Raw genomic sequence first — 21,773 nt, forward strand, 5'->3', positions numbered from 1 at the left:
CGACGCCGAGCGCCTGACCCGCGGCACGGACGGCGGCGAGCCCGCGAACCTCGCGTTTACCCTTGGATGAAACGCTCCGACTCAAAGTCCCCTGGCTTGTGAGATGAGTTGACTCCCTGAAGCGCGTTTCCCGAGCCGATCAGGAATCAATTGCTGCCGTCCAGCGGAAAGAATCTCTCGTCTTTCCACTTGTCCTCCGGGCCCACCGAGCCATGTCCCACGCCTTCATCTGCGATGCCATCCGTACCCCCTTCGGCCGTTACGGTGGCGCGTTGTCCAGCGTCCGCGCGGACGATCTGGGCGCTGTCCCCATCGCCGCGCTGATCGCGCGCCACCCTGGCGTCGACTGGGCCGCGGTGGACGACGTGCTGTACGGCTGCGCCAACCAGGCCGGCGAGGACAACCGCAACGTGGCCCGCATGGCGGCCTTGCTGGCGGGACTGCCGGTGGACGTGCCGGGCACGACGATCAACCGCCTGTGCGGGTCCAGCCTGGACAGCGTGGGCATGGCGGCCCGCGCGATCCGGTCCGGCGAGGCGCAGCTCGTGATCGCCGGCGGCGTGGAGAGCATGAGCCGCGCGCCCTTCGTGATGGGCAAGGCGGAGACGGCGTTCTCGCGCAGCGCGCGCATCGAGGACACGACGATCGGATGGCGCTTCGTGAACCGGCTGATGAAGGAGCGCCACGGCATCGACTCCATGCCGGAGACGGCGGAGAACGTCGCCCTGCAGTTCAACGTCGCCCGCGCGGATCAGGACGCGCTCGCGGTGCGCAGCCAGCAGCGCTGGGGCGCGGCGCGCGATCGCGGATTCTTCGCGCGCGAGATCGTGCCGGTGCCGGTGCCGCAGAAGAAGGGCGATCCGGTCGCGGTCGATACCGACGAGCATCCGCGCCCCGACACCACCCTCGAGGCGCTGGCCCGCCTCAAGGGCGTGGTGCGGCCCGACGGCAGCGTGACCGCGGGCAACGCCTCGGGCGTCAACGACGGCGCCTGCGCGGTGCTGCTGGCGTCGGAAGCCGGCATCGCCCGTCACGGCCTCCAGCCGCGCGCTCGCGTGCTGGGCATGGCGGTGGCGGGCCTGGCGCCGCGCATCATGGGATTCGGCCCGTCGCCGGCCACGCGCAAGGTGCTGGCGCTGACGGGACTGACGCTCGATCAGATGGATGTGATCGAGCTCAATGAAGCCTTTGCCGCGCAGGCGCTGGCGGTGACGCGGGACCTGGGCCTGCCCGATGACGCGGCGCATGTGAATCCCAACGGCGGTGCGATCGCGATCGGCCATCCGCTGGGCGCGTCCGGCGCCCGGCTGGTGACGACGGCGTTGAATCAGCTGGAGTCGATCGGCGGGCGCCATGCGCTGTGCACGATGTGCATCGGGGTGGGGCAGGGCATCGCCCTGGTGATCGAGCGGGTGTAGCCCGCCGCCCGCCTTGAGCGAGGGCGATGCTGCTGATCGCCCGCGCAAGGGTTCTTCCCAGGGCCTTGAACGTCAGTCCTGCTTAATATAACGAAAGACTGATGTATTGAAGGCGTGCACGCCGGCCCGGCCGGCGCGTGCACTCCGACTCGCCCGGCGAGCCGGACTCGGAGACCCAGGAAACAAGGCATCCTCATGAACGGCAGCTTGGAGCGGTGGACGGCCGCGACGAAGGCGATGGCGCTGCGCCCGGGAGCGGACGCATGAGCGGCGTCGACCAGGAGTCCGGACGACTGTTGAAGGCACCCGAGGGCTTTCTCTCGCCCAACGGCATCCGCGAGGTGATGGTGGAGGCGAAGCATGGCCGCCGCGATTTCGTGCGCGGCGCCTTCGCCGCGGCGCTGACCGGCGTGACCGGCCACGCGCTGGCCCGCGATCCCGTGCCCGCCGAGGGTGATCCCGCCATCCTGACGCTGCCCGAGCACACCACGGGCCTGGGCCAGGCCGTCGTCACCGATGGCTACGGCAAGCCGTCGAAGTACGAGACCAACGTCCAGCGCCGCCAGAGCCCCGGCCTGACCCAGACCGCGCAGGCCTCGGTGTCCTTCGCGCCGCTGCAGTCGCTCTTCGGCATCGTCACGCCCAGCGGGCTGCATTTCGAGCGGCATCACCAGGGCTGGTGGGACATCGATCCGTCCAGGCACCGCCTGATGATCAACGGCAGCGACGACCGCATCATCAGGACGCCCATGGTCTTCACGATGGACGAGCTGATGCGGCTGCCCAGCGTCAGCCGCTTCCACTTCATCGAGTGCGGCGCCAACACCGGCATGGAATGGGGCAACGTCGCGGTGCCGACCTGCCAGTACACGCACGGCATGCTGAGCTGCAGCGAGTTCACCGGCGTGCCGCTGCGCCTGATCTTCGATCGTTGCGGCGTCGACTACAAACGCGCCCGCTACGTCCTGGCCGAGGGCGCGGACGGCTCCAGCATGACCCGCACCGTGCCCATGGAGCTGGTGGAGAGCGGCGAGGTGCTGCTGGCCTACGGCCAGAACGGCGAGATGCTGCGGCCCGAGCAGGGCTACCCGCTGCGCCTGGTGGTGCCGGGCGTGCAGGGCGTGAGCTGGGTCAAGTACCTGCGCCGGCTGGAGGTCGGCGACATGCCCTACGCGACCAAGGACGAGGCCATCCACTACGTCGACCTGATGCCCGGCGGGCAGCACCGGCAGTACAGCAGCACGCAGGAGTGCAAGAGCGTCGTCACCACGCCGTCCGGCGGGCAAGTGCTGCTGGACAAGGGCTACTACCAGATCAGCGGGCTGGCCTGGTCGGGACGCGGCAAGGTGCGGCAGGTCGACGTCACCACCGACGGCGGACGCAACTGGCGCACGGCGCGGCTGCAGGACCCGGTGATGAGCAAGTGCCTGACGCGCTTCTCGCTCGACTGGCAGTGGGACGGCAAACCCGCCATCGTGCAGAGCCGCGCCATCGACGACACCGGCTACGTGCAGCCGCAGTACCGCCAGTTGCGCGAGGTGCGCGGCACCCGCTCGATCTATCACAACAACGCGATCCAGTCCTGGCTGGTCCAGGAAAGCGGCGAGGTGCGCAATGTTCAGCTTTCATAGTTGCGGGGCCTGCGTCGCCAGCGTGGCGGCGGCGATGACGATCACGCTGGTGGTGCACGCGCAGCCGGGCGTGAAGCCCGCCGCCGCGTCTCCCGCCGCGCCCGCCGACAAGCCGGCCACGCGGGCCGACGCCGCCTATCCCGGCATCGGCCGGGCGGCCACCCCCGCGGAGATCAAGGCCTGGGACATCGACGTGCGGCCCGACTTCAAGGGCCTGCCCAAGGGCTCCGGATCGGTCGCCCAGGGCCAGGACGTCTGGGAGGCACGATGTGCGTCCTGTCATGGCGTCTTCGGCGAGAGCAACGAGGTGTTCTCGCCGCTGGTGGGCGGCACCACGGCGGACGACATCAAGACGGGCCACGTCGCGCGGCTCAACGACCGCGGCTTCCCCGGCCGCACCACGCTGATGAAGGTGGCGACCGTCTCCACGCTGTGGGACTACATCCATCGCGCCATGCCGTGGAACGCGCCCAAGTCGCTCAAGACCGACGAGGTCTACGCCGTCACCGCCTACCTGCTGAACCTGGGCGGCGTCGTGCCGGACGACTTCACCCTCAGCGACGCCAACATCGCGCAGGTGCAGGCGCGCCTGCCCAACCGCAACGGCATGACGACGGCGCATGCGCTGTGGCCGGGCAAGTCGCTGGACAAGGCCGTGGCGCCCGACGTCAAGGCGGTCGCATGCATGCGGGACTGCGCCACCGAGGCCAAGGTGGCCTCGCTGCTGCCCGACCACGCCCGCAACAACAACGGCAACCTCGCGGAACAGCAACGCCTGGTCGGACCGCAGCGCGGGGTGGATACCTCGCGGCCGGCCGCGCCCGGCGGCGACGTGATCGCGCAGGTCGCGCTGGCCTCGCCCATGCCCGCGACGGTGAGCGGGACCACGCCGGCGCCCGCGGCGGCCCAGCCCGCGACGAAGGCATCGCCGGGCCCGACCGGTCCATCACCCGCCGCCGCCCCCTCCGCGTCGGCATCCGCGGCGCCGGCCACCGCGTCCGCGCTGGCCCTGCTCAAGAAGAACAGCTGCACCGCCTGCCACGGCATGGAGCAGAAGGTGGTGGGGCCGGGCTTCAAGCAGGTGGCGGCGAAGTACGCCGGCCGGGCCGACGCGGTGGCCCATCTCGCGGCGCGCATCAAGAGCGGCGGGCAAGGCGTCTGGGGGCCGATCCCGATGCCACCGCAATCGCTGGGCGAGGCTGACCTGAACACCCTCGCGACGTGGCTCGCGGCGGGCGCGCCACCGCGTTGAACCGCCCGGGCGCCGACGCGTCGCGCGTCCCTCGGCAGGAGCGACCGTCCCGTCCATCAGGAATGCACCGATGCGCGTGCGCGCGCATCGGCCCTAAGGTCCGATCACAAGCCAGAACACACATGAAGGAGACAAGCATGCTGACACGTCGCAAGGCGCTGACCCGATCCGCGCAAGTGGCCCTGATGCTGGGCCAGCTGGGGCTGTTGCCCCGCGTCGCCGCGGCCGCCTACGCCACGGCGGCCTTCGAGGCCAAGACCGTTCCCGAGCTGATGAAGGCGCTGGGCGCGGGCGCGCCCGCGGAGAGCAAGGACGTCACCATCACCGCGCCCGACATCGCCGAGAACGGCGCCGTCGTGCCGGTGGGCGCGGCCACCACGCTGCCGGGCGCCAAGCGCCTGCTGATCCTGGTGGAGAAGAACCCCAGCGTGCTGTCCGCCGCCTTCGACGTCAACGAGTCGGTGGAGCCCGCCTTCACCACTCGCGTGAAGATGGGCCAGACCTCCAACGTGATGGCCGTGGCGCTGATGGCCGACGGCCGCGTGCTGTTCGCGCAGAAGGAAGTGAAGGTCACGCTCGGTGGCTGCGGCGGCTGAGCCGCCGCCCGCGATCGACGCCCTCGGGCACCCCCGATCGACGGCCCTCGATGGCCGTCGACGATCCAACGACGACAAGGAGACAGACATGGCAGACCCCATGCGCATCCGCGCCCAGGCAGCCGGCGACAAGACCACCGTGCGCGTGCTGATGAGCCACGAGATGGAGACCGGCCAACGCAAGGATTCGGCCGGCAAGACCATCCCCGCCTGGTTCATCCAGGAGATCACCGCCCAGCTCAACGGCAAGACCGTGCTCACGGCCGAGTGGGGCCCGGCGGTCTCCAAGAATCCCTTCCTGCAGTTCACGGTCAAGGGCGCGAAGGCCGGCGACAAGATCGCCGTCACCTGGCGCGACAACCGCGGCGAGTCGCGCACCGACGAAGCCACCGTGTCTTGAGCGCCATCCCGGCGCCCCCGCAGGAGAAACCATGCGCGCACGATCGATCGCAGTGAAACCCCTGGCCGCGGCGCTCGTCGCCGCGCTGGTGACGGGCTGGGGAGCCTCGGCGCCACGCGCCCAGACCTCGCCGCCAGCGCCGGCCAAGTCCGCCGCCGACGCCATCGCCGAGTACCGCAAGATGCTCGAGGACGGCAATCCCGCCGACCTCTTCGAGGCCAAGGGCGAGGAGCTCTGGAAGACCGCCCGCGGCCCCAGGGCCGCCAGCCTGGAGCGCTGTGACCTGGGCCTGGGCCCCGGCGTCGTCAAGGGCGCCTGGGTGCAGTTGCCGCGCTGGTTCGCGGACACGCGCCGGGTGCAGGACCTGGAGTCGCGCCTGCTGACCTGCATGGAGACCCTGCAGGGTTTCGATGCGCGGGAGATCGCGACCACGCCCTTCGACAAGGGCGAGCAGGCCACCGTCACCGCGCTGTCGGCCTGGATCGCGTCGATGTCGCGCGGGCAGCGCATGGCGTTGCCGCAGAAGCACGCGGAGGAACGGCGCTTCTACGAGCTCGGCAAGCGGGCCTTCTTCTATCGCGGCGGACCGATGGACTTCTCCTGCGCCAGCTGCCACGGCGAGGCCGGCAAGCGCATCCGGCTGCAGGACCTGCCGCAGCTCACGACCAATCCGGGCGACGGCGTCGGCTTCGCGGCCTGGCCGGCCTACCGCGTCTCCAGCGGCGAGCTCTGGACCATGCAGCGCCGCCTGAACGACTGCTTCCGCCAACAGCGTTTCCCGTATCCGGGTTACGCCTCGGACGTGACCGTCGCGCTGGCGGTCTACATGGGCGTCAACGCCAAGGGCGCGGAATCGATCGCGCCGGCCATCAAACGATGACAAGGGGAGCAGCCATGACCCAGGCAGCCATGACGACCTCGATCCGCCGCTTCGCCGTGCTCGCGCTGGCGGTGCTGTCCGCCGGCCCGGCCCTCGCGGCGCCGCCGGCCAAGGACTCGGCCCCGAAGGCGACGAAGGGGGCCGGCGACCTCGACCGCCAGACGCGCGAGATGATGCAGGGCTCGTTCCGCGAGCAGGGCATCGCGAAGATGGACCGGCTCGACCAGGACCCGGCGCAGCAGGCGTGCTCGGCCGCCAGGGCGCCGTCGCAGGCGGTGGCCGGCAGGATCGAGGCGCAGCAGCTGGCGACGGTGAAGTGGCCGTCGGACGGCCAGTACCTCGGCGACTGGCGCGAGGGCGAGAAGCTGGCCCAGAACGGCCGCGGCATGACCTGGTCCGACCCCAGCGCCGCCGCCGCGCGCAACGGCGGGCTTTGCTACAACTGCCACCAGGTGGACAAGAAGGAAGTCTCCTTCGGCACCATCGGTCCCAGCCTCTGGAACTACGGCAAGCTGCGCGGCGTCAAGGACCCGGCCGATCCGGCGTCCGAGCCGATCGTCAAGTACACCTGGGGCAAGCTCTGGAACAGCAAGGCCTACACCGCCTGCTCGACCATGCCGCGCTTCGGCCATGCCGAGCTGCTGACCGAGCAGCAACTGCGCGACCTGATGGCGCTGCTGCTCGATCCCAAGTCCCCCGTCAACGAATGAAGGCCCGGCGCCTGGCGCGCCGCGGGTGAGGTGCGCGATGTCCCTGTCCAAGCGTGAGTTCCTGCAGGTCCTGTCCTGCGCCGCCGTGGCCGGCATGCCGCTGGGCCGGGAGGCCGAGGCGGCCTCGTCGGCGGCCGAGGAGCGGCTCTACGACGTGCCGCCGTTCGGCAACGTGTCGCTGCTGCACATGACCGACTGCCATGCGCAGCTCAATCCCGTGCACTTCCGCGAGCCCAGCGTCAACCTGGGCGTCGGCGACATGCGCGGCCATTGGCCGCATCTGGTTGGCGAGCCGTTCCTGAAGGCGGCCGGGCTGCGGCCGGGCACGGCGTCGGCGCACGCCTTCACCTCGCTGGACTTCGCGGCGGCGGCGCGCCGCTACGGTCGCGTCGGCGGCTTCGCCCACCTGAGCACGCTGGTCAAGCGGCTCAAGGCCGGCCGGCCCGGCGCGCTGCTGCTCGACGGCGGCGACACCTGGCAGGGCTCGGCGACCTCGTTGTGGACCGCGGGGCAGGACATGATCGACGCCTGCAAGCTGCTGGGCGTGGACGTCATGACCGGGCACTGGGAATTCACCTACGGCATGGCGCGCGTGCAGGAGGTGCTGGAGAAGGACTTCAAGGGCCGCGTCGACTTCGTCGCCCAGAACGTCAGGACGGCGGACTTCGGCGATCCCGTCTTCAAGCCCTACACGCTGCGGCGCATCAACGGCATTCCGGTGGCCATCATCGGGCAGGCCTTCCCGTACACGCCGATCGCCAATCCGCGCTACTTCGTGGCCGACTGGGAATTCGGCATCCAGGAAGCGCAGATGCAGCAGACCGTGGACGAGGCCCGCGCCGCCGGCGCGCAACTCGTGTGCGTGCTGTCCCACAACGGCATGGACGTGGACCTCAAGATGGCGTCGCGCCTGCGCGGCATCGACGCGATCCTGGGCGGCCACACGCACGACGGCGTGCCGGTCGCGGTGCCGGTCAGGAACGCGGGCGGCACCACGCTGGTGACCAACGCGGGCAGCAACGGCAAGTTCCTGGGCGTGATGGACTTCGAGGTCAAGGACGGCAAGCTCAGCGACTACCGCTACCGCCTGCTGCCGGTGTTCTCCAACATGCTGCGGCCCGATCCGGAGATGCAGGCGCTGATCGAGCGCGTCCGCGCGCCCTTCGCCGAACGCCTGGACGAGAAGCTCGCCGTGACCGACGGGCTGCTCTATCGCCGCGGCAACTTCAACGGCAGTTGGGACCAGTTGATCTGCGATGCGCTGATGTCGGTGCAGGGCGCGGAGATCGCCTTCTCGCCGGGCTTCCGCTGGGGCACGACGCTGCTGCCCGGCGAGACGATCACGCGCGAGCTGATGATGGATCAGCTCGCCATCACCTATCCCCATGCGACGCTCACCGAGATGACCGGCGCCACCATCAAGACGGTGCTGGAGGACGTGGCCGACAACCTGTTCAACCCCGACCCGTATTACCAGCAGGGCGGGGACATGGTGCGCGTGGGCGGCCTGAGCTACACGATGCGGCCCAACGAGACGATGGGACGCCGCGTCGACGATCTGCGCCTGAACGGCCGCCTGCTCGAGGCCGACCGCCGCTACAAGGTCGCGGGCTGGGCGCCGGTGGCCGAGGACGCCCGCAACGCGCCGGGCGTCCGGCCGGTCTGGGAGCATGTGGAGACCTGGCTGCGCGCGCAGCACGGCCGCGTCCCCGCGCGCCGCATCAACACGCCCCGCCTGGTCGACATGACGGGCAATCCCGGCATGATCGCCGGCTGACGACCGCACTGGAGATCCCCATGACCCGACGCTTTCCGTTGATCCCGAACGCGCTGCCGGTGCTGCTGGCGCTGCTGAACCTGTGCATCGTCCTGGCGTTGCTGCTGGGCGCGGCGCCCGTGCGGGCCGCGGGCGCCGCGGACAAGGCGGCGGATCGCGCCACGGCGCGGGTCGAGGACGGCGTCGTGTACCACGTCGACGACGCGGCCGCGCAGGGGCTCAAGGGGCTGCGCAACATCCGCAATCACCTGGACTCGGACCCGGCGGCCAGGATCGTCGTGGTGACGCATGCCGACGGCGTCGACCTGCTGATGGAGGGCGCCAAGGCGCCCAGCGGCACCGAGTTCGCGCCGCTGGTGGCGGCGCTGCGCGCGCGCGGCGTGCGCTTCGAGGTCTGCGAGATCACGCTGCGCAACCGAAAGTTGAGCAAGGACCTCTTCATCCAGGAGGCCGACTTCACGCCCTCCGGCGTCGTCCGCCTGGCGCAGCTGCAGCAGCAGGGGTATGCCTACATCAAGCCTTGACGCCCGCATGAAGGCGGCGCTGGACGGTGGGCTGGAAGCGGCGATCGGGCGCCTGGGCGAAGGCGGCACGCTGGCGCTGGGCGCCTTGCTGCTGGGCATCGCCTTCGGCGCCTTCGCGCAGCGCTCCCGCTTCTGCCTGCGCGCGGCGGTGATCGAGTTCTCCCGCCGCCAGAGCGGCGGCCGGCTGACCGTCTGGCTTTTCGCCTTCGCGACCGCGGTGGGCGTGACGCAGGCGCTGGCCTGGGTCGGCTGGCTCGACGCCAGCACCGCGCGCCAGATCGCCGCGCGCGGCAGTCTGTCGGGCGCCGCGGTGGGCGGCTTGCTCTTCGGCATGGGGATGATCCTGGCGCGCGGCTGCTCCAGCCGCCTGCTGGTGCTGGCGGCGCAAGGCAACCTGCGCGCGGCCGTGGCGGGGCTGGTCTTCGCGGTGAGCGCCCAGGCGGCCTTGACCGGCGCGCTGTCGCCGCCGCGGCTGGGCATCTCCGAGTGGTGGACCATCGACGGCGGCGGCGCGCGCGACCTCATCGCGCGCACCGGCATCGGGCACGGCGGGGCGCTGCTGTTCGCGCTCGTCTGGCTGGTGGCGGCCATCGTCTGGGCGCGGCGCCAGCGGGTACCCCACCGCGCCTGGCTCGGCGGCCTCGGCGTGGGCCTGTGCGTGGCGGGCGGTTGGGCCTTCACCTACGCGATCTCGCGCATCGCCTTCGATCCCCATCCGATCCAGTCGTTCAGCTTCACCGGGCCGTCGGCGGAGGTGCTCACGCGCGTGCTTTTCGCCAGCGACGGGCCGTTGACCTTCGATGTCGGGCTGATCCCGGGCGTGTTCATCGGCGCCTTCCTGGCCGCGGCCTCGGCGCGCGAGTGGCGCCTCGAAGGCTTCCACGGCGGACCGGGCATGCCGCGTTACCTTGTCGGCGCGTTGTGCATGGGCTTCGGCGGCATGCTCGCGGGCGGCTGCGCCGTGGGGGCCGGCTTGTCCGGCGCGGCGGTCTTCACCGCGACCGCCTGGGTGACGCTGGTCGCGATCTGGCTCGCGGCGGCGGTCACCGATCGCCTTGTCGATGGACGCACGCCGACTTCAGCGCTGGGCGCGTCGACCACACTGGGACTGGTCGAGCCATGAGGGCGGCATCGGCGCGTGGGGCTCACTCGCGGTCGATGCGCCATTCCTGATATCGCAGCCCGATCACCGCGCCGCCGGCCATCGCCGCCAGCGTCAGCGCGCTGCCCAGCGAGAGGGTCGACACGCCGGTGATGCCCTGGCCGATCGTGCAGCCCATCGCCACGATGCCGCCCACGCCCATGCAGACGGCGCCGACCAGATGGATGCCCAGGTCTCGCACGTTGGCGAACCCTTCCCAGCGGAAGCTGCGATCGCGCCATGCCATCAGCGCCGCACCCACGAGCAGGCCGGCGACGCTGACGATGCCCAGCGTCAGCGTCTTGGACTGGTCGCTGAACATCAGCAGCCAGTCCAGCGCATACGCGACGGGGGCGATGGTGCTGAGCGATTCCATGTGGCGCGAGTTGGTCGCGAGGAAGGCGGGCTCCAGCGTGCGCGGATCCTCGGGCAGGTAGCCGAGGTGGCCGGATACCCACCACAGCGCCACGATGGCCAGGCCCACGCCCAGGCCGGGCAGCCAGACCTCGGCGGTGCGGCCCGCCGTGTCGCGCAGGACCCAGGCCACCAGCCCCCCGGCGACGAGCGCCGCCAGCGCCAGCAGCCACGCCCCGTCGGCGCCGCCCAGTTGCGCGGCCATCAGCGTGGGCAAGGCCTGCCCCTGCGGAAACTCGATCGCGAAGCGCTCGACGGTGGCGACACGCAGCACGGCGGTGATGCCGCGCAGCGTGGCCCCGGCGGCGATCGCCGCGACGCACAGCACCACCAGCGCCTTGAGGCTGCCCGCGCCGCAGCGCACCAGGTTGCGGCTGATGCAGCCCGAGGCCAGCACCATGCCGAAACCGAACAGCACGCCGCCGACCAGCGCCGACAGCCACAGCAGCCGCGTGCCGGTGTAGATGCTGGCCCCCGCGGGCAGCAGGCCGGCGGCGCTCAGGCCGTTGAAGCCCAGCGTCGCCACCGCGATGGCCAGGACCCACATGCGCACGCGGCGCCAGTCGCCCAGCGTGCGCGCGTCCGCGATCGCGCCCATCGTGCAGAAGCGGCTGCGCTGGCACAGCGCCCCCAGCAGGACCGACACGCCGAAGGCGGCGAGCAGCACGTGGCGGGTCAGGGCGGGCAGGCTGGCTTCATCCATGGGACAGGCGGGCAGGGGAGGTCGGGCGCCCATTCTCCGTCGGGGTTGCCCCGCGGGCGCGAAGAATCGGCGCTTGCTGATACAGTGATTCACCTTACTTCCGGGAGCGTCGCAGCGATGGCCACGGTCAACGAAGAGGATCGCGTGTTCGAGTCCGCCGCCGAGCTCTTCGGCCTGCTCTCCACGCCGGTCCGCCTGAAGATCATCAGCGCCGTGTGCAACGGCGAGCGCAACGTCTCCGAGCTGCTGTCGCAGATCGACACGACGCAGCCCAACATGTCGCAGCACCTGTCGACGCTGTTCCGCGCGGGCATCCTGTCGCGGCGGCGCGAGGGCACGCAGATCTACTACGGCCTGCAGAGCGAGCGCGTCGCGATGCTGTGCCGCGCCGTGTGCACGCAGATCGCGACGGAGCTGGACTCGGACGATCCCGTGCCGCAAAGCGACCGCCTGCTGGTCGCGGGCATGCGTTGAGCGCCATGGCCTCGCAACCTGCCTCACGACACGCCCCACGGCCCGTGTCCGGACCCACGTCGGGACCTGACTCGATGGACCGCCGCGCCTGGTGCCGCGCCGCCGCGGCGCTGGCGATGGGCGCGCCGCTCGCCGCCGCCAATGCCGCCGGTGGCGCCCGCAACATGCCCGCGCTGGGCGAGCCGCTGACACTGCCCGACGTGCCGCTGCTCGACGGCGGCACCTTCCGCGCCGCGCAGGCGCAAGGCCAGGTGCTGGTGGTGTATTGGTGGGCGAGCTGGTGCCCGTTCTGCGCGCAGGTCACGCCGTCCATCCAGAAGCTGTGGCGGGACCATCGCGCGCAGGGCCTGCAGGTGCTGGGCCTGTCCATCGACCAGGACATCGCGGCGGCGAAGACCTACCGGGCCGAGCACGGCTACGACTTCCCGAGCGGCTGGGTCTCGCCCGCGCTCAACGCCTCGCTGCCCAAGCCCAAGGGGCTGCCGGTGACGCTGGCGCGCGACCGGCAAGGCAAGGTCGCGGCGCTGGAGCTGGGGCAGCTGTTCCCGGAAGACGTCGAGCAACTGGCTCGATTCCTGCGGGCGTGACCGGCCCGGCGCCGACGACGCCAGCCGCGGATTCAACCGCGGACGCGGTGTCCCAGGCCGGACGGCCTCACAGCGCCACCCACCCCACCAGCACCGCGCAGACCGCCAGGAACGGCAGGCTGATGCGGTGGAACTCCGCCAGTCCGCCCGGCACGCGGGCCAGCCACAGCGCGATCAGGTTGGCCATCGACCCCAGCACGAAACCGAAGCCGCCGACGTTCACGCCGATGGCGAGCACGGCCAGGTGCGGCATGTGGTCGGCCAGCAGCAGCGTCGCCGGCACGTTGCTGATCACCTGCGACGCCGCGATGGCGGCGAGGTAGGCCGGCAGCGGCTGGTCGAGCGGTAGCCGCGCCATCAGGCCGGCCACCTGGGGCAGGGCCACGAGCTGATGCAGGTCCACGAACATCAGCGCGAAGGTGGCCAGCAGGGCCCAGTCCAGGCGCCGCAGTACCTGCCGATGCCACACCGCGTAGACGACCAGCACGACGGCCAGCGCGGGCACCCACTGGTGCATCTCCAGCGCCACCACGAAACCCACGAACAGCGCGCACGACAGCGCCAGCAGCCGCGGCTGCGTCGGCGCGCGGCGCGCGACCGGCGCGATCGTGATCGGCGTGCGCGGCATGGTGATCAGGATGGTGGCCAGCAGCAGCCCGAGCATCACGGCCACCGAGGGCCCCATCATCGCGATGAAGCCGCCGAAGGACTCGCCGGAGCGGTGCCAGAGGTAGAGGTTCTGCGGATTGCCGATCGGCGTCAACGACGAGCCGGCGTTCACCGCCAACGCCTCCAGCGCGACCAGCCGCGCCAGCGGCAGGTGCGCCTGCGCGGCCAGCTCGCGCGTCAGCGGCACCAGCAGGAACAGGCTCACGTCGTTGGTTACCAGCGCCGACAGCACCGCCGCCACCGCGCACAGCACCAGCGCGAGCTGCCGCGCGGTGCCCGTGCGCGCCAGCAGCGCGCGCGCGGCCCCCTGCAGCACGCCGCTGCGCTCCACGCCCTGCGTGATGGCCAGCAGGCCGGTCAGCGCGCCCATGGTCTGCCAGTCGATCAGGCCCAGCCACGCCGTGGGCGAGATCGGGCGCAGCAGCGCGAAGGCGACGGCCACGACGGCCAGCAGCCACAGCAGCCGATTGCCGCCCGGGCCGGTGTCGTGGTCGCCGGGCGCGTTCTCGCGGGGCGGATCGCCAGGGCTGTGGGGGTCGCGCGAGGCGTCCAGGGGAACAGGATCCGAGGGAGAAGGCATCGAGGAATTCTTGTAACGACGGGCGACGGCGCTGCGACACCTGCGGAAACGGCGGCATCACCGCCGACGGCCAGGGTCCGCATGATGCCAAAGACTGGGCACGGCGCCGGAAGGCGTGCCGGGAGCATGTCTTGCCGGGACCGTTCCGTTGATCCAGTCAATCCAGTTGCATGCCACGGGAGTTCACGCATGAGCACGCGCATCCATCCGCTCGCGGGCCAGCCCGCGCCGGCCTCGGTCCTCGTCGACGTCGACCAGTTGCGGGCCGCCTACCTCGGCGAGCGCCCGGACCCGACGGTGCCGGCCCAACGCGTGGTCTTCGGCACGTCGGGCCATCGCGGCTCGGCGCTGGACGCCTCGTTCAACGAATGGCACGTGCTGGCCATCGCGCAGGCCGTCTGCGACTACCGGCGGGCGCAGGGCATCGCGGGGCCGCTGTTCATCGGCGCTGACACCCACGCGCTGTCGATGCCGGCCTGCGCCAGCGTGCTGGAAGTGCTGGCCGCCAACGGCGTCGACGCGATGCTGTCGGCCGGCGACGAGTTCACGCCGACGCCGGCGGTCTCGCACGCCATCGTCCAGCACAACCGCGGCGACGGGCCGCGCGCCGACGGCATCGTGATCACGCCGTCGCACAACCCGCCGCGTGATGGCGGCATCAAGTACAACCCGCCGCACGGCGGCCCCGCCGGCAAGGACGTCACCGACGCGATCCAGGCTGCGGCGAATCGCTTCATCGAGGCCGGCCTGGCGGGCGTGCGGCGCATGCCCCATGCGCAGGCGCTGCGCGCCACGACCACGCACCGGCACGACTTCCTGCGGAGCTACGTCGACGACCTGGACCAGGTCATCGACATGGACGCGATCCGCGACGCCGGCATACGCCTGGGCGTGGACCCGCTGGGCGGCGCGGGCGTGCACTACTGGAGCGCGATCGCCGACCGCTGGGCGATCGACCTGAGCGTCGTCAGCGAGGCGGTCGATCCGCGCTTCGCCTTCATGACGCTGGACTGGGACGGCCAGATCCGCATGGATCCGTCGTCGAGCTATGCGATGCGGCGCCTGTCGGCGATCAAGGACCGCTTCGACGTGGCCTTCGCCTGCGACACCGACCACGACCGCCACGGCATCGTGACGCCTTCCGCCGGCCTGCTGCCGCCGAACCACTACCTCGCGGTGGCGATCGACTTCCTGTTCCGGCATCGCCCGCGCTGGGGCGCCGCCGCGGCGGTGGGCAAGACGGTGGTCAGCACCCAGTTGATCGACCGCGTGGCGGCGCGCCTGAAGCGTCCGCTGTTCGAGGTGCCGGTGGGCTTCAAGTGGTTCTCGCCGGGGTTGCTGGACGGCGGCCTGGGATTCGGCGGGGAGGAGAGCGCGGGCGCCGCCTTCCTGCGCCGCGACGGCACCGCGTGGACCACCGACAAGGACGGCATCACCGCGGCGTTGCTCGCGGCGGAGATCACCGCGCGACGCGGGCGCGACCCGGGTGCGTTGTACGCCGAGCTGGCCGGGCAACTGGGCGCGCCGGCCGCGGATCGCGTGGAAGCACCGGCGACGCCGGCGCAGAAGGCGCGGCTGGCCGCGCTGTCGCCGCAGGCGATCCAGTCCACCGAGCTGGCCGGGGAGCCCGTCACCAGCGTGCTCAGCCAGGCCCCGGGCAACGGCGCGGCGATCGGCGGCATCAAGGTCGCGACGGCATCGGGCTGGTACGCCGCGCGGCCCTCGGGCACCGAGGACATCTACAAGATCTACGCCGAGAGCTTCCAGGGGCCCGCGCATCTTCAACAGATCCTGGCGCAGGCGCAGGCCACGGTGGACGCGGCGCTGGCGACGGGCGGGTGAAGGCGCAAGGAGCCGCGTGGCGGCGGGCGAGAGGGCGTGCGAGGACGAGGCCGCCGACGCGTGCGAGGGCGCGCCGGGGTACTCCCTAGCTAGACATGCGCGTGGACTCGCGATGCAATCCGCCCGTCATTTGTGGCGCACTGCATGAAGCTCATCGGATTCTGGTTATTGGTTCTTGTCGCCGTCCTCGTGCCGGCGACAGCATCCATTGCCACGTCCATGATCTGCCCGCCGGCCGCGGTGGCCAAGGCGCAGATGCGCGGCCAGGTCGATCAGGCCAGGGCCGCCGCCACGCACGTCGCGGCCACCGGCGCCCACGTCCGCGTGGTCAAGGCCAGGACGGTCGCCAAGCCGGCGGATCCGGCGGACGCCACCGGCGCGCACGATGAGCACTGCTGCGACGTGACGCCGTGCAGCCATTGCACCGGCTGCGGATCCTGCGCATCGATGGCCGCGTCCGCGGAGCTCGGCGCGCAGGCGATGCCGTTCGCCACCTCGGCGCCGCCGGAGCCCGGCGGCCCACGTGCGGAGTTCCTGCTCTCCGGGCAGGACCGCCCGCCACGAGCCAGCTGACTCGGCTCCACCGCCGACGGGCGGCGCGTCACGGCGCGCGCCCGTCCCGGTCAGGAATTGGCCGAGTCGCATGCCTCGACAGACGCACCGGACCCCGCTCCCCTGGGGCCCGCCAGCGGCACAGGCCACGTCGGCGTCCGTCGTCATGCACTCGCCAACGAACACCTTGGTTCGAAGGTGCCCGCCCGCGTCCCGTCCGCAGAGACGGCCGCGCGCGGCACCCAGCTGGAAGACATGATGTCCACGAAACTCTCTCAAACGGCGGTCGCCGCCGCCGTCGCCCTCCTGGTCAATAGCGCCATCGCGCAAGAGGCCGCTCCCGCCGACACCACCACCCCCGCGCCCACCGCCGCCCTGGAGAAGGTGCAGATCACCGGCAGCCGCATCAGCATGAAGCAGACGCAGATCGCCGGCGTCGGCCCGGTGACCGTCATCGACGCGGAAGCGATCCAGCGCTCCGGCGCGATCTCCGCGGAGACGCTGCTGCAGCGCCTGCCGGCCTCGGCGGGTACCGCCGGCAATCAGAGCAGCGCCTACTGGACCGGCAACGGCTACGGCACCACGCAGGTCAATCTGCGCGGCCTGGGCATCAACCGCACGCTGGTGCTGCTGAACGGCCGCCGCGTGGTCAACGGCGGCACGGGCGCCAACAGCTCGGTCGACCTGAACATGATCCCGGTGGCGCTCATCGAGCGCGTCGAGGTGCTGAAGGACGGCGCCTCGGCCATCTACGGCGCCGATGCCGTGGCCGGCGTCGTCAACATCATCACCAAGACCGGCATGAAGGGCGGCGAGGCCTCCATCCGCTACGGCGAGACCACGCGCGGCGACGGCGACGAGACCGCGCTGGACCTGTCCTGGGGCCTGCAGGCCGCCAGCGGCTGGGTGCTGAGCGCCATCAACTACTCGGAGAGCGGCGCCATCAACATGGCCTCGCGCGCGCCCTGCGGCCTGGCCGAGGTCGCTGGCAAGCTGCAGTGCACCGGCAGCTCCGCCACCATCGGCGGGCGTGCGTTGCTGGCCGACGGCCAGCGCATCAACTTCAACCAGACGCCGGGCAGCGGCCCCGCCTACGAGCCGTACTCCGCCGCCAAGCACAACTACAACAGCAATCCGACGCTGAACGCGGTCAACCCGATCAAGCGCCTGGGGCTGAGCACCTTCGGCGCGCTGAACCTGACCGAAGACACCCAGCTGTTCACCGAGCTGCTGTTCTCGCATCGCGAGTCCCAGCAACTGGCCTCGCCGGGATCGCTGGGCGTGTACCGCACCATGAATTTCGCGGCCGACCATCCGACCAATCCGACCGGGCAAAGCCTGGTGCTGCAACGCCGCCGCCTGGAAGAGGCGGGCCCGCGCCACTTCAAGCAGGAGTCCAACATCTTCCGCGTGGTGGCCGGCGTCAAGGGCAGCATCGGCAGCAACTGGGACTGGTCGGCCAACGTGAACTGGGGCCGCAACACCGGCGTCGACATCACGACCAACGTGGCCAACCTGGACCGCGTCGCGCTCACCGTGGACCGCAGCAAGTGCAGCACCGCCGTCGGCGCGGCCATTCCCTGCGGCAACTACCTCGGCTACGGCAACCTCACCAAGCCGGTGCTGGACTACATCCTCGGCGACCTGCGCGACACCGGCGGCAATGAGCAGAAGGGCGTCAGCGCCAACCTCAGCGGCGAGCTGTTCAGCCTGCCCGCCGGCATGGTGGGCTTCGCCGCGGGCGCGGAGGTGCGCAAGGAAAGCGGCTGGCGCAACCCGGACAGCCTGACGGTGCTGGGCATCGCCAACACCAACGCGCAGGATCCGATCGCCGGCGACTACACCGCGCGCGAGGTCTACGCCGAGCTGTCCGTGCCGCTGCTCAAGAAGCTGCCCTTCGTCGAATCGCTGCGCTTCAACACGGCCGCGCGTTATTCCAGCTACAGCCTGTTCGGCTCCAAGAGCACCTACAAGGCCGGCCTGGACTGGCAGGTGGTGCCGGGGCTGAAGCTGCGCTCCAACGTCTCGTCGGCCTTCCGCGTGCCCAACATTCCGGAGCTGTACGGCGGCGTGGCCGAAGGCAACCTGACCACCACCGATCCCTGCAGCAACTGGAGCGCGCTGCCCGCCACCTCGGTGGTGGCGCAGAACTGCAAGGCGGCGGGCGTGCCCGCCGGCTACACGCAACTGGGCAACACCATCCTGACGACGGTGGGCGGCAATCCCGCGCTCAAGCCCGAGGACGCGAAGACCCTGACCGCCGGCGCCGTCTGGCAGCCGAGCAAGGCGCTGACCCTGACGCTGGACTACTTCAACATCAAGATCACCAATGCGATCCAGAGCGTGGACGGGTCCACCAAGCTGGCGGTCTGCTACAACTCGCCGGGCCTGACGCACCTGTTCTGCAACCCGGCCAGCTTCACCCGCAACAAGATCACCGGCGAGGTGGACTTCCTGTCCTCCCAGCCCGTGAACGCGGCGGATGAGAGGATCTCGGGCTTCGACATCGGCGGCATCTACGAGTTCAGGCTGGCCGGCTTCGAAGCGACGCTGAACGCCGAGGCGTCGCGCCTGACGAAGTACCAGGTGCGGCCGTTCCCGGGCGCGAACGTCATCGACTACACCGGCAAGATCACCGGCGGTCGCGGCAGCTACGCGCAGTGGCGCTCGCTGTCCTCGCTGACGGTGGCCCGGGGCGCGTGGTCCGGCGCCTACACGGTGCAGTACATCGGCGGCGCGGACGACATCAACGCGGCGCCCACCGCCATCGGCGCGAAGGCGCCGGGCCTGGCCTACCACTCGGTGCAGCTGAAGTACGCGTTCAGCAAGCAACTGGACCTGGCGCTGGGCATCGACAACCTCTTCGACAAGAAGGCGCCGTTCATCCAGAGCTACACCGATGCCAACACGGACACGATGACCTACGACCTGCAGGGTCGTCGGTGGCACGTCCGCGCCGGCTACCGCTGGTGATTCGCGGGGGCACCGCGGGCGACCCGCCGGTGGTGTCCCCTTGGGAAGGCCCCGCGCGAGTCACGCGGACCTTCCCCAGCACTTCAATTGCTGTGAGGCAATGTCCATGAATCTTCCCTTCTGGGTACGCCGGGTCCACAAGTGGATCGGCCTCGTCATCGGTGTCCAGGCCTTGCTCTGGATGCTGAGCGGCGTCTACATGACCGTGATCTCGCTGGAGGTGATCCACGGCGATCACCTCGCCCATGCCTTCGATGAGCCGCTGCGGCGCGACGGCGAGCGGCTCGATGTCGAGCAACTGGCCCGGCTGCGGCCGGGGCTGGAGTCCTTCAAGCTCAAGCGCTTCCTCGACAAGGAGGTCTACGAGCTCCGCGTCGGCGGCAAGGCCAGCCTGGTGGACGCGCGCACCGGCGAGCTGCTGAGCCCGCTGCCGCGCGAGCAGATCGTGGCCCGCGCCAAGGACCTCTACCAGGGTGAGGCCGAGATCCGCGAGGTGACCTGGATCACGCAGGCGCCGCAGGAGGTGATCAAGCGCCCGGTGCCGATGTGGGCCGTGCGCTTCGACGACCGCGCCAATTCGACGCTTTATTTCTCGCCCGACACCGGCGACCTGCTGGCCCGTCGCCACGACCTGTGGCGCTGGTTCGATTTCCTGTGGATGCTCCACATCATGGATTACGACACCCGATCCGACGTCAACAACAACCTGCTGCGCGTGGCGGCCGGCGTGGGCCTGCTGTTCGCGTTGAGCGGCGCGTGGCTGGTGTTCTACAGCTTCCGCCGGAGGGCCCAGCCATGAGCCCGTGGATGCGCAAGATTCACAAGTGGATCGGCCTGCTGATCGGCCTGCAACTGGTGCTCTGGATGTGCAGCGGCGTCGTCATGAGCCTGCTGGACGCCGACAAGGTGCGCGGCCGCGAGTTCCGCGCGCCGGCCGCGGCCAGGCAGCCGTGGCCGACGGACGTCGCGCCCGTGAGCCGCCTGCTGGAGGCCGGGCGCGAGGCCGCGCAGACGGTCTCGACGGGCTGGCTGATGGAGCGACCCGTCTATCGGGTGATCGGCGAGAAATCGACCACCCTGATCGATGCCCGCAACGGCCGACGCGTCGACCTCGACGCCGCGCTGGCCAGGCGCCTGGCCGAGGCCTCTTACCGAGGGCCGGGCAAGTCGGCGCAGCCCGAGCTGGTGGAGCGCTCGCTCGAGACCCGCGCCCATGACGGCAAGGTCTGGCGCATCGCGTTCGACGACGCCGAGGACACGACGGTCTACCTGTCCCTGCAGGGCGACGTGCTGGAGCACCGCAACAGCACCTGGCGGCTGTTCGACCTGTTCTGGATGCTGCACATCATGGATTACACCGGCCGTCAGGACTTCAACAACCCGTTGGTCGTCAGCGCGGCCATCGGCGGCTTCTGGCTGGCGCTGAGCGGGATCTGGCTGCTCTTCACCAGCTTCAGCCTGGCCGAGTTCATCCCCCAGCGCTGGCGCGGCACACGCTCGCTGCTGGTCCATGCGCCGGATGGCAGCCGGCTGCGCAGCCTGCGGGCGCATGCCGGCGACACGGTCTTCGTCACGCTGGCCCGGCAGGGCCTGCCGCTGCCGTCGAACTGCGGCGGCGGACAGAGCTGCGGCCTGTGCGAGGTCCGCGTGCGCGGCGCCGCGCCGGCGCCCACCAGCGCCGATCGGGCGGTGCTGGCGCCGTCCCGGATCGAGGCGGGCTGCCGATTGGCCTGCAACCTGAAGCTGGACCGCAACCTCGACATCGAGGTGCGCGGCGGCGCGGAGCTCGGCGAGGTCCACGAGGCGCAGGTCGAGAGCGTCCGCGCGTTGTCGCCGTTCATGCGGGAGGTCGTGCTGATGCCCACCGGCGAGCTGGGCGCCGCGTATCGGCCGGGATCGTTCATCCAGATCCATGTACCGGCCTACAAGATGGGCAAACATCAGATCGACGCGCCGCAGGAGCACCGCTCGGCATGGTCGGGCCTGCAACTGCCCGCGCAATGGAGCAGCGGCGGCATGCTGCGGCGGTCGTACTCGCTGTCGGCGCCGGTGCGGCAAACGGATGGGCGGCTGACCTTGCTGGTGCGCTTCTGTCACGGCAAGGTCGGGGGCAAGAACCATCCGCCGGGCAAGGGCTCGGCCTACATGTTCGGACTCAAGGCCGGCGACAGGCTGCAGTACAGCGGCCCCTTCGGCGACTTCGCCGTCCGGCAGGGCGGGCGCGAGAAGGTCTTCATCGGCGGCGGTGCCGGCATGGCGCCGCTGCGCGCGATGGTGCGCGACCTGCTGGACTCGGGCGCGACCGAGCCGATGCACTTCTGGTACGGCGCGCGCTCGGCGGCGGATGCGCCATACGTGGACGAGATGAAGGCGCTGGGCGACAGCTTCGACAACTTCATCTGGCGCCTGGTCCTGTCCGAGGAGCGCGGTGGGCCGGTACCGTCGGGCATGGTGCACGAGGCCGTGCGCGACGGCCTGTTGCGGGCGCATCCGGACTTGCAGGCCTGCGACTTTTACCTGTGCGGCCCGCCGCCGATGCTGGCGGCGACGCGGGCCATGCTCAAGAAGCTGGGCGTGCGGGACGAGCAGGTGGCGTTCGACGACTTCAAGATCTGACGCGAACGCAGCCGCGGACGTGACCCGCCGCCGG

Annotated in this window: 19 protein-coding genes; 17 read left to right on the forward strand and 2 right to left on the reverse strand. The window is 70.8% G+C overall.

Translation table 11 applies throughout. The features are described from left to right. Window positions 1-212 precede the first annotated feature (212 nt). The 10 genes from pcaF to CDN99_RS25405 all read left to right on the forward strand — a co-directional run bounded on the left by pcaF (window position 213) and on the right by CDN99_RS25405 (window position 10,311). On the forward strand, window positions 213-1,418 hold the full coding sequence (pcaF, locus tag CDN99_RS25360) for a 3-oxoadipyl-CoA thiolase (RefSeq protein WP_088388064.1): 1,206 nt from the start codon (window positions 213-215) through the stop codon (window positions 1,416-1,418). Between the two features lie 263 nt (window positions 1,419-1,681). After that, a complete protein-coding gene (gene soxC, locus CDN99_RS25365) occupies window positions 1,682-3,049 on the forward strand; it encodes a sulfite dehydrogenase (RefSeq protein WP_088388196.1) in 1,368 nt (455 codons plus the stop codon). Between the two features lie 34 nt (window positions 3,050-3,083). Then, window positions 3,084-4,301: a c-type cytochrome gene (locus tag CDN99_RS25370; RefSeq protein WP_088388066.1), complete on the forward strand. Its 1,218-nt coding sequence runs from the start codon at window positions 3,084-3,086 to the stop codon at window positions 4,299-4,301. Window positions 4,302-4,438: 137 nt separating this feature from the next. Continuing rightward, window positions 4,439-4,897: a thiosulfate oxidation carrier protein SoxY gene (gene soxY, locus CDN99_RS25375; RefSeq protein ID WP_162296495.1), complete on the forward strand. Its 459-nt coding sequence runs from the start codon at window positions 4,439-4,441 to the stop codon at window positions 4,895-4,897. Between the two features lie 88 nt (window positions 4,898-4,985). After that, window positions 4,986-5,297, forward strand: a complete 312-nt coding sequence (soxZ, locus tag CDN99_RS25380) for a thiosulfate oxidation carrier complex protein SoxZ (RefSeq protein ID WP_193531748.1) — start codon at window positions 4,986-4,988, stop codon at window positions 5,295-5,297. Window positions 5,298-5,478: 181 nt separating this feature from the next. Continuing rightward, complete coding sequence (soxA, locus tag CDN99_RS25385) at window positions 5,479-6,177, forward strand: sulfur oxidation c-type cytochrome SoxA (protein WP_238139707.1); 699 nt, start codon at window positions 5,479-5,481, stop codon at window positions 6,175-6,177. Between the two features lie 14 nt (window positions 6,178-6,191). Then, complete coding sequence (gene soxX, locus CDN99_RS25390) at window positions 6,192-6,887, forward strand: sulfur oxidation c-type cytochrome SoxX (protein WP_238139705.1); 696 nt, start codon at window positions 6,192-6,194, stop codon at window positions 6,885-6,887. Between the two features lie 37 nt (window positions 6,888-6,924). After that, the gene (soxB, locus tag CDN99_RS25395) at window positions 6,925-8,664 is read left to right on the forward strand and encodes a thiosulfohydrolase SoxB (RefSeq protein ID WP_088388074.1); all 1,740 of its coding nucleotides are present in this window, start codon (window positions 6,925-6,927) and stop codon (window positions 8,662-8,664) included. A 20-nt stretch (window positions 8,665-8,684) separates the two neighbouring features. Then, on the forward strand, window positions 8,685-9,188 hold the full coding sequence (locus CDN99_RS25400) for a DsrE family protein (protein WP_088388076.1): 504 nt from the start codon (window positions 8,685-8,687) through the stop codon (window positions 9,186-9,188). Continuing rightward, window positions 9,169-10,311 (forward strand): YeeE/YedE family protein, encoded by a 1,143-nt coding sequence (locus CDN99_RS25405; RefSeq protein WP_238139706.1) that lies wholly within the window; start codon window positions 9,169-9,171, stop codon window positions 10,309-10,311. The genes CDN99_RS25400 and CDN99_RS25405 overlap by 20 nt, the downstream gene beginning before the upstream one ends. A 22-nt stretch (window positions 10,312-10,333) precedes the next feature. Here CDN99_RS25405 and CDN99_RS25410 read toward each other — a convergent pair whose 3' ends face one another. Further along, window positions 10,334-11,446: a YeeE/YedE family protein gene (locus CDN99_RS25410; RefSeq protein ID WP_088388080.1), complete on the reverse strand. Its 1,113-nt coding sequence runs from the start codon at window positions 11,444-11,446 to the stop codon at window positions 10,334-10,336. 117 nt (window positions 11,447-11,563) lie between these two features. Here CDN99_RS25410 and CDN99_RS25415 point away from each other — a divergent pair, with 117 nt between their 5' ends. Beyond that, window positions 11,564-11,920: an ArsR/SmtB family transcription factor gene (locus tag CDN99_RS25415; RefSeq protein WP_088388082.1), complete on the forward strand. Its 357-nt coding sequence runs from the start codon at window positions 11,564-11,566 to the stop codon at window positions 11,918-11,920. A gap of 74 nt (window positions 11,921-11,994) precedes the next feature. Beyond that, on the forward strand, window positions 11,995-12,507 hold the full coding sequence (locus CDN99_RS25420; RefSeq protein WP_141100987.1) for a TlpA family protein disulfide reductase: 513 nt from the start codon (window positions 11,995-11,997) through the stop codon (window positions 12,505-12,507). A 67-nt stretch (window positions 12,508-12,574) separates the two neighbouring features. Here CDN99_RS25420 and CDN99_RS25425 read toward each other — a convergent pair whose 3' ends face one another. Then, window positions 12,575-13,756: an SLC13 family permease gene (locus CDN99_RS25425; protein WP_088388086.1), complete on the reverse strand. Its 1,182-nt coding sequence runs from the start codon at window positions 13,754-13,756 to the stop codon at window positions 12,575-12,577. Window positions 13,757-13,945: 189 nt separating this feature from the next. Here CDN99_RS25425 and pgm point away from each other — a divergent pair, with 189 nt between their 5' ends. From pgm to CDN99_RS25450, 5 genes are all read left to right on the forward strand, one after another. Continuing rightward, window positions 13,946-15,598 (forward strand): phosphoglucomutase (alpha-D-glucose-1,6-bisphosphate-dependent), encoded by a 1,653-nt coding sequence (gene pgm / locus CDN99_RS25430; protein ID WP_088388088.1) that lies wholly within the window; start codon window positions 13,946-13,948, stop codon window positions 15,596-15,598. A gap of 144 nt (window positions 15,599-15,742) precedes the next feature. Then, window positions 15,743-16,171 carry a hypothetical protein gene (locus tag CDN99_RS25435; RefSeq protein WP_141100988.1) on the forward strand — a complete coding sequence of 143 codons (429 nt, stop codon included), beginning with the start codon at window positions 15,743-15,745 and terminating at the stop codon, window positions 16,169-16,171. A 237-nt stretch (window positions 16,172-16,408) separates the two neighbouring features. Continuing rightward, the gene (locus CDN99_RS25440; RefSeq protein ID WP_088388200.1) at window positions 16,409-19,123 is read left to right on the forward strand and encodes a TonB-dependent receptor; all 2,715 of its coding nucleotides are present in this window, start codon (window positions 16,409-16,411) and stop codon (window positions 19,121-19,123) included. A gap of 106 nt (window positions 19,124-19,229) precedes the next feature. Beyond that, entirely contained in the window at window positions 19,230-19,922 is a 693-nt protein-coding gene (locus CDN99_RS25445; protein WP_088388202.1) for a PepSY domain-containing protein, read from the forward strand. Between the two features lie 8 nt (window positions 19,923-19,930). Continuing rightward, window positions 19,931-21,739 carry a 2Fe-2S iron-sulfur cluster-binding protein gene (locus CDN99_RS25450; protein ID WP_158218963.1) on the forward strand — a complete coding sequence of 603 codons (1,809 nt, stop codon included), beginning with the start codon at window positions 19,931-19,933 and terminating at the stop codon, window positions 21,737-21,739. Window positions 21,740-21,773: the final 34 nt, after the last annotated feature.

It is taken from the genome of Roseateles aquatilis (assembly GCF_002205645.1).
In the GTDB taxonomy this organism is placed as follows: Bacteria; Pseudomonadota; Gammaproteobacteria; order Burkholderiales; family Burkholderiaceae_C; genus Roseateles; species Roseateles aquatilis.